At 35.2% G+C, this 6,963-nt stretch carries 10 protein-coding genes and 2 pseudogenes; 5 read left to right on the top strand and 7 right to left on the bottom strand.

What is annotated here, in order from left to right:
* The 7 genes and pseudogenes from BXU11_RS17290 to BXU11_RS18220 form a co-directional block, all read right to left on the bottom strand.
* A pseudogene (locus BXU11_RS17290) lies at positions 1 to 218 on the bottom strand (GntP family permease); the annotation flags it as partial.
* A gap of 17 nt (positions 219 to 235) precedes the next feature.
* Complete coding sequence (locus BXU11_RS18500) at positions 236 to 895, bottom strand: SusD/RagB family nutrient-binding outer membrane lipoprotein (RefSeq protein WP_255373970.1); 660 nt, start codon at positions 893 to 895, stop codon at positions 236 to 238.
* Entirely contained in the window at positions 883 to 1,761 is an 879-nt protein-coding gene (locus tag BXU11_RS18495) for a SusD/RagB family nutrient-binding outer membrane lipoprotein (RefSeq protein WP_255373967.1), read from the bottom strand. Before BXU11_RS18495 ends, BXU11_RS18500 begins: the two co-directional genes overlap by 13 nt.
* Before the next feature lie 43 nt (positions 1,762 to 1,804).
* Entirely contained in the window at positions 1,805 to 2,641 is an 837-nt protein-coding gene (locus tag BXU11_RS18230) for a hypothetical protein (protein ID WP_223253783.1), read from the bottom strand.
* The gene (locus BXU11_RS18490; RefSeq protein ID WP_255373969.1) at positions 2,634 to 2,783 is read right to left on the bottom strand and encodes a hypothetical protein; all 150 of its coding nucleotides are present in this window, start codon (positions 2,781 to 2,783) and stop codon (positions 2,634 to 2,636) included. The genes BXU11_RS18230 and BXU11_RS18490 overlap by 8 nt, the downstream gene beginning before the upstream one ends.
* Before the next feature lie 25 nt (positions 2,784 to 2,808).
* On the bottom strand, positions 2,809 to 2,976 hold the full coding sequence (locus tag BXU11_RS18655) for a hypothetical protein (protein ID WP_369803232.1): 168 nt from the start codon (positions 2,974 to 2,976) through the stop codon (positions 2,809 to 2,811).
* Between the two features lie 224 nt (positions 2,977 to 3,200).
* Entirely contained in the window at positions 3,201 to 3,491 is a 291-nt protein-coding gene (locus BXU11_RS18220) for a hypothetical protein (protein WP_223253782.1), read from the bottom strand.
* Between the two features lie 529 nt (positions 3,492 to 4,020).
* Here BXU11_RS18220 and BXU11_RS18480 point away from each other — a divergent pair.
* From BXU11_RS18480 to BXU11_RS17265, 5 genes and pseudogenes are all read left to right on the top strand, one after another.
* Entirely contained in the window at positions 4,021 to 4,149 is a 129-nt protein-coding gene (locus tag BXU11_RS18480; RefSeq protein WP_255373966.1) for a hypothetical protein, read from the top strand.
* A 166-nt stretch (positions 4,150 to 4,315) separates the two neighbouring features.
* Positions 4,316 to 4,690, top strand: coding sequence for a hypothetical protein (locus tag BXU11_RS18650; protein ID WP_369803230.1), 375 nt, complete (start codon positions 4,316 to 4,318; stop codon positions 4,688 to 4,690).
* Entirely contained in the window at positions 4,633 to 5,151 is a 519-nt protein-coding gene (locus BXU11_RS18210; RefSeq protein WP_223253781.1) for a hypothetical protein, read from the top strand. The genes BXU11_RS18650 and BXU11_RS18210 overlap by 58 nt, the downstream gene beginning before the upstream one ends.
* A 43-nt stretch (positions 5,152 to 5,194) precedes the next feature.
* The gene (locus tag BXU11_RS17270) at positions 5,195 to 6,721 is read left to right on the top strand and encodes a SusD/RagB family nutrient-binding outer membrane lipoprotein (RefSeq protein ID WP_024982699.1); all 1,527 of its coding nucleotides are present in this window, start codon (positions 5,195 to 5,197) and stop codon (positions 6,719 to 6,721) included.
* A 17-nt stretch (positions 6,722 to 6,738) separates the two neighbouring features.
* Positions 6,739 to 6,963: pseudogene (locus BXU11_RS17265) on the top strand (GntP family permease); the annotation flags it as partial.

The following is a 6,963-nucleotide window of genomic DNA, read 5'->3' as shown; positions in this document are numbered from 1 at the left end:
TTTCCAATACACGTTCCAAAAACAAGTATAAGAGCAATAGAGCCGAGCATGTCACCCAAACCTTTTTGCACAGTTTGTGTTAATGTCATCATTGGCAAGCCCAAAAGAAGGCCTGCCAACAATGAAGTTATAATAAAAGCAATAAATGGATTAATTTTAAACCATGTTATTTGAAGAACAAGAAAAATAATGCATGCTGCAAGAATTAATAGGCTCATTATATTGTCGTATGTTTTTATTTGTCCCACCAAACTCTTGTTGTAAAAGAGTCGGCACCTTGACGTTTAGAAGCTTCTGCTAAGTTAATTGAATTGACAGAATATTCTCCTGTTGGGTATTTAATTCGTCTAGGGATGGTTCCGTTTGTAACGTTTCCAGGGAAGTTTATCGGTGTTAATTTTGGGTATCCTGTTCTTCTCCAGTTGGCATATATTTCTTGTTCATCAACGAATAAAGCAACCCATACTTGAGTATGAATTTGATCCATTTTTTCATCAAATGAACCGTTAGTGTTAAATGGGTTAGCGGTTAAATATGGCGTAGCATCGTTTATGGTGTAACTTGCGCCGTAGATTCCCATATTTGTAAAAGAAGCTTTTACGGCTTTTTCATACAGGTTTTTATCTGTTTCTGCGGTGTACCATCCTCTTAGTGCTGCTTCTGCTAGATACAAATTAGTTTCTACATTACTAAGAATTATAAGAGGCGCATCAAATCTAAGAACCGTACTTTGATTGGGTTCTGAATAAGTAGCTTGTTCAGATGGAGAAGGGGCTGTTTTGATTCCGTTTGGAAAGCCTTTTTGCGCAGCGCTAGTAGTATTTTGTGTAGTTCCTTGCCAAACGCCAGCATACACAGAAATTCTAGGATCGGATGTTGCTTTTAATACATCAATAAAGTTTTTGCAAGTTTGCCACCTTCCCCATTTTTTTGTCCAAAAGAGCCTTGAGAAAAATCTTGTCTTCTTGGATCGAAAGCGGATGGATTGCGGTTAAAATCATTTGGGCCGTCTGTATATTTCATTATGGCATTGTCTGTACCGTTAATGATTACTCCTCCAGCAATTGCTTTGGTGACCCAAGATTTAGATAGATTAGGATCAACTTTGGTAAGCCTCAACCCTAAACGAAGCATTAATGAGTAAGAGAATTTTTTCCACTTTGCGATATCTCCGTTATAGATCAAATCGGCATTGCCAAAACTTGATTTAGAAGGGTCCAATCCTAAGGCTGCTTCTTCTAACTCTTTTAAGAGATCTTTATAAATTGATTCTTGGCTGTCATACTTTGGCAGGAAAATTTGGGAAGTACTAGATTTTGCTGCGTCAAAGTATGGAATATCACCATATAAATCGGTTATTCTATGATATAAATAAGCTTTCCAAATTCGAGAAATGTTTAATTTGTTACTGTCATTTGGAGTGTTTTTTAGGGCATCAATTACAATTGAAATTTCATTAATCGCAGTTGGGTAGGCTTGAGAAAAATAGGCCGAATAATACACCTCATTGTTGAGGTATTTATCTCCCACACCAGAGGCTTCTTTATAGGTCGCGTAATGTTGGATCATCCCACCACATTGTAGTATGTTGGTAAAAAAATAATTGTTGTTTAAACCGTCTAATTGGGATTTGCTAAAAATAAAATTAACATTTCCTTTTTCAACCGCATTTGGATTGGTATTGATTTCTTCAAAATCCTTGGTACAAGCTGTGATGCTAAATAAAAATAGCCCAGCGAAATATAATATTGTGTTTTTCATTTTCCTTGCGTAATTATATCTTACTAAAAAAATAAGAATTGATTTATAATTTAACATTTAAGCTTAAACCAAAACTTCTAGTTTTTGGCACTCCAAATTGCTCTACTCCTTGTGCATTTCCAGCGCTGAAAACAGATTCAGGATCAACATTTGGTGTTTTCTTATAGAGAATAAATAAGTTTCTTGCTACAAATGACACAGACGCCCCTTGTATTTTTGACAACATTTTTATTCTACTAATTGGAAGTTGGTAGCCAATTATTATTTGTCTTAATTTAATAAAACTAGCATCATATATAAATTCAGATGAAATATTTCTAAGTCCATCGTAATACGTTCTTAAGTTTTCAGGGGCAATAACCATATCAACTGGTTTTCCGTTTGTATCAACACCTTTGATAGGTAAGCCATTTTCGCGACCTTCTAGTGTTAGTTTTGTGAGTCCCATTCTAGTTCCGTACAAGTCAGTACCTGAATACAGGCTACCTCCAAATTTCCCATCAATTAAGAAGCTAAAGGATAGTGACTTGTATTTGAATTCATTGTTGAAACCAGCTGCCCAAGGATGAACACCTTGTCCTAATTCTTCAAGTGGTCCTCTTGCTATACTAGCAGAGCCGCCACTTACATTGTAAACTATATTTCCTTTACTGTCTTTTAGCGGACTGTATCCTTTTATAGTACTATAGGGTCTATTAATATCGCTTGCAATTGTAACATATCCATTTACTGAGGTTCCCATTGTGATAGAATTCAACTGCTCAGTTAATGCTTCTACTTTGTTTTGATTGTATGAAGTATTAAAACTGGCTTCCCAAGAAAAGTTGGTTGTGTTAATTATTTTCCCGCTAATGAGAAGTTCAACACCTTTGTTACTCATTTTTTCCAACATTTAATAAAGCACTATTGGCTCCAGATGCCGTTGAGATGGTGGTTTCTACAATATCGTTGGTAGTAGAACGATTATACCAGGCAAAATCAACATTTAAGCGATTATTGAAGAAACCTAAGTCTGTACCTATCTCGAAAGTTGTTGAGGTAAGTGGCTTAAAGCTGGATTGGGTACCCTTGATCCGTTGGAGCTTGTAACTGCTGTCCGTTATGTCCTCCTTGGATCATAGAATATGAATAATTTAATGCATAAGGATCTGGTGTAGCGCCACCTACTTGTGCCCATGAACTTCTTATTTTTGCAAATGAAATCCAGTTCGGCATCGTTGCTAATTCTGATAAGATTATACTTGTTCCTACTGATGGGTAGAAAATACTATTATTGTTTTTTGAAAGAGTTGAAAACCAATCTTGACGTCCTGTGAAATTTAAGAATATCGTATTTTTATAATCTAAATCGATTGCGCTATAGATTGAGTTTGTTTTGGTCTTTCCGTATAGATAGTTGTTGTTTAAAGTAGTTAAATTGGTAAGAGAATAAAAATCTTCTAATACAAATCCAGACCTTCGATTCTTGTTTCATCCCTAGATGTGGTACGTGAATTTACTCCAGCTAGTGCGGTTAGAGAAAAGTTTTCTAAAATATTTTTTTTACTATAATTAAGTACTGCTTCGGAGTTGAGGTTAGACAAGACCATTTTTGAGCTTTGAACATATCCAATTGGATTGTTTAGAGTAGTTTTAGGTATATATCCGTAAAAATTATAATTTGTATAATCTTGTCCGATACGTCCTTGCAAAAATAGATTTGGAGCAAAATTTAGTTTTACATTTAGCATACCAACAAATCTGTTTTTGCAAGGACGTATCGGACAAGATTATACAAATTATAATTTTTACGGATATATACCTAAAACTACTCTAAACAATCCAATTGGATATGTTCAAAGCTCAAAAATGGTCTTGTCTAACCTCAACTCCGAAGCAGTACTTAATTATAGTAAAAAAATATTTTAGAAAACTTTTCTCTAACCGCACTAGCTGGAGTAAATTCACGTACCACATCTAGGGATGAAACAAGAATCGAAGGTCTGGATTTGTATTAGAAGATTTTTATTCTCTTACCAATTTAACTACTTTAAACAACAACTATCTATACGGAAAGACCAAAACAAACTCAATCTATAGCGCAATCGATTTAGATTATAAAAATACGATATTCTTAAATTTCACAGGACGTCAAGATTGGTTTTCAACTCTTTCAAAAAACAATAATAGTATTTTCTACCCATCAGTAGGAACAAGTATAATCTTATCAGAATTAGCAACGATGCCGAACTGGATTTCATTTGCAAAAATAAGAAGTTCATGGCACAAGTAGGTGGCGCTACACCAGATCCTTATGCATTAAATTATTCATATTCTATGATCCAAGGAGGACATAACGGACAGCAGTTACAAGCTCCAACCGGATCAAGGTACCCAATCCAGCTTTAAGCCCACTTACCTCAACAACTTTCGAGATAGTACAGACTTAGGTTTCTTCAATAATCGCTTAAATGTTGATTTTGCCTGGTATAATCGTTCTACTACCAACGATATTGTAGAAACCACCATCTCAACGGCATCTGGAGCCAATAGTGCTTTATTAAATGTTGGAAAAATGAGTAACAAAGGTGTTGAACTTCTCATTAGCGGGAAAATAATTAACACAACCAACTTTTCTTGGGAAGCCAGTTTTAATACTTCATACAATCAAAACAAAGTAGAAGCATTAACTGAGCAGTTGAATTCTATCACAATGGGAACCTCAGTAAATGGATATGTTACAATTGCAAGCGATATTAATAGACCCTATAGTACTATAAAAGGATACAGTCCGCTAAAAGACAGTAAAGGAAATATAGTTTACAATGTAAGTGGCGGCTCTGCTAGTATAGCAAGAGGACCACTTGAAGAATTAGGACAAGGTGTTCATCCTTGGCAGCTGGTTTCAACAATGAATTCAAATACAAGTCACTATCCTTTAGCTTCTTAATTGATGGGAAATTTGGAGGTAGCCTGTATTCAGGTACTGACTTGTACGGAACTAGAATGGGACTCACAAAACTAACACTAGAAGGTCGCGAAAATGGCTTACCTATCAAAGGTGTTGATACAAACGGAAAACCAGTTGATATGGTTATTGCCCCTGAAAACTTAAGAACGTATTACGATGGACTTAGAAATATTTCATCTGAATTTATATATGATGCTAGTTTTATTAAATTAAGACAAATAATAATTGGCTACCAACTTCCAATTAGTAGAATAAAAATGTTGTCAAAAATACAAGGGGCGTCTGTGTCATTTGTAGCAAGAAACTTATTTATTCTCTATAAGAAAACACCAAATGTTGATCCTGAATCTGTTTTCAGCGCTGGAAATGCACAAGGAGTAGAGCAATTTGGAGTGCCAAAAACTAGAAGTTTTGGTTTAAGCTTAAATGTTAAATTATAAATCAATTCTTATTTTTTTAGTAAGATATAATTACGCAAGGAAAATGAAAAACACAATATTATATTTCGCTGGGCTATTTTTATTTAGCATCACAGCTTGTACCAAGGATTTTGAAGAAATCAATACCAATCCAAATGCGGTTGAAAAAGGAAATGTTAATTTTATTTTTAGCAAATCCCAATTAGACGGTTTAAACAACAATTATTTTTTTACCAACATACTACAATGTGGTGGGATGATCCAACATTACGCGACCTATAAAGAAGCCTCTGGTGTGGGAGATAAATACCTCAACAATGAGGTGTATTATTCGGCCTATTTTTCTCAAGCCTACCCAACTGCGATTAATGAAATTTCAATTGTAATTGATGCCCTAAAAAACACTCCAAATGACAGTAACAAATTAAACATTTCTCGAATTTGGAAAGCTTATTTATATCATAGAATAACCGATTTATATGGTGATATTCCATACTTTGACGCAGCAAAATCTAGTACTTCCCAAATTTTCCTGCCAAAGTATGACAGCCAAGAATCAATTTATAAAGATCTCTTAAAAGAGTTAGAAGAAGCAGCCTTAGGATTGGACCCTTCTAAATCAAGTTTTGGCAATGCCGATTTGATCTATAACGGAGATATCGCAAAGTGGAAAAAATTCTCTTACTCATTAATGCTTCGTTTAGGGTTGAGGCTTACCAAAGTTGATCCTAATCTATCTAAATCTTGGGTCACCAAAGCAATTGCTGGAGGAGTAATCATTAACGGTACAGACAATGCCATAATGAAATATACAGACGGCCCAAATGATTTTAACCGCAATCCATCCGCTTTCGATCCAAGAAGACAAGATTTTTCTCAAGGCTCTTTTGGACAAAAAAATGGGGAAGGTGGCAAACTTGCAAAAACTTTTATTGATGTATTAAAAGCAACATCCGATCCTAGAATTTCTGTGTATGCTGGCGTTTGGCAAGGAACTACACAAAATACTACTAGCGCTGCGCAAAAAGGCTTTCCAAACGGAATCAAAACAGCCCCTTCTCCATCTGAACAAGCTACTTATTCAGAACCCAATCAAAGTACGGTTCTTAGATTTGATGCGCCTCTTATAATTCTTAGTAATGTAGAAACTAATTTGTATCTAGCAGAAGCAGCACTAAGAGGATGGTACACCGCAGAAACAGATAAAAACCTGTATGAAAAAGCCGTAAAAGCTTCTTTTACAAATATGGGAATCTACGGCGCAAGTTACACCATAAACGATGCTACGCCATATTTAACCGCTAACCCATTTAACACTAACGGTTCATTTGATGAAAAAATGGATCAAATTCATACTCAAGTATGGGTTGCTTTATTCGTTGATGAACAAGAAATATATGCCAACTGGAGAAGAACAGGATACCCAAAATTAACACCGATAAACTTCCCTGGAAACGTTACAAACGGAACCATCCCTAGACGAATTAAATACCCAACAGGAGAATATTCTGTCAATTCAATTAACTTAGCAGAAGCTTCTAAACGTCAAGGTGCCGACTCTTTTACAACAAGAGTTTGGTGGGACAAATAAAAACATACGACAATATAATGAGCCTATTAATTCTTGCAGCATGCATTATTTTTCTTGTTCTTCAAATAACATGGTTTAAAATTAATCCATTTATTGCTTTTATTATAACTTCATTGTTGGCAGGCCTTCTTTTGGGCTTGCCAATGATGACATTAACACAAACTGTGCAAAAAGTTTGGGTGACATGCTCGGCTCTATTGCTCTTATACTTGTTTTTGGAACGTGTATTGGAAAACTTACCG

The sequence above is a fragment of the Flavobacterium sp. LM5 genome, from assembly GCF_002017945.1.
In the GTDB taxonomy this organism is placed as follows: domain Bacteria; phylum Bacteroidota; class Bacteroidia; order Flavobacteriales; family Flavobacteriaceae; genus Flavobacterium; species Flavobacterium succinicans.
Note: the sequence above shows the minus strand (reverse complement) of the source record. Positions and strands in the feature narration are given on the sequence as shown.

Bases quoted from the DNA above. Each gene is read 5' to 3' on its own strand.
- BXU11_RS18495 (WP_255373967.1), bottom strand. From the start codon at position 1,761: ATGAAAAACACAATATTATATTTCGCTGGGCTATTTTTATTTAGCATC.
- BXU11_RS18230 (WP_223253783.1), bottom strand. From the start codon at position 2,641: ATGAGTAACAAAGGTGTTGAACTTCTCATTAGCGGGAAAATAATTAAC.
- BXU11_RS18655 (WP_369803232.1), bottom strand. From the start codon at position 2,976: ATGCCGAACTGGATTTCATTTGCAAAAATAAGAAGTTCATGGGCACAA.
- BXU11_RS18220 (WP_223253782.1), bottom strand. From the start codon at position 3,491: ATGCTAAATGTAAAACTAAATTTTGCTCCAAATCTATTTTTGCAAGGA.
- BXU11_RS18480 (WP_255373966.1), top strand. From the start codon at position 4,021: ATGGCACAAGTAGGTGGCGCTACACCAGATCCTTATGCATTAAATTAT.
- BXU11_RS18650 (WP_369803230.1), top strand. From the start codon at position 4,316: ATGAGTAACAAAGGTGTTGAACTTCTCATTAGCGGGAAAATAATTAAC.
- BXU11_RS17270 (WP_024982699.1), top strand. From the start codon at position 5,195: ATGAAAAACACAATATTATATTTCGCTGGGCTATTTTTATTTAGCATC.